The following is a 407-nucleotide window of genomic DNA, read 5'->3' as shown; positions in this document are numbered from 1 at the left end:
GGCTGGATAAACCTGAGGCCAGAAGGTTCAAAGAACCATAAGGAGCATCGTGTACCCATTACTGCGAAGTTAAGGCCTAGGATTGAATATCTTTTTAATAAGTCGGTTGAGCGTGGAGCTGAAATGAATGATCAGTTATTCAACATTTCGCGTTTCGATGGTGCCCGAAAAGTCCAGTCAGACAACATGGATCATCCTCCATTACGAGCATTTTTCCGCAGGCTTTCAAAAGAATGTAGTTTTACAGTGAGCCCTCATAGATTCAGGCACACCATTGCAACGAACCTGATGGCCCAGCCTGATCGTAATATTAAAATGGCGCAGGAGTTACTCGGGCATTCAACGCCGGCAGTGACACTGGAATATGTTGAAACTGATCTCAACAGGGTGAGGATGATGCTTGAAGA

General features: G+C 45.2%; 1 protein-coding gene. It reads left to right on the top strand.

Features of this window, described 5'->3' with window-relative positions:
- Window positions 1–407: site-specific integrase (locus ACSZO4_RS25870; protein WP_437891936.1), on the top strand; the 407-nt coding region annotated here is incomplete at both ends.

Origin of the sequence: Phytobacter sp. V91, assembly GCF_965644225.1 — a bacterium.
Taxonomy (GTDB): domain Bacteria; phylum Pseudomonadota; class Gammaproteobacteria; order Enterobacterales; family Enterobacteriaceae; genus CBFFRJ01.
This window is presented reverse-complemented; position numbering and strand designations above follow the sequence as displayed.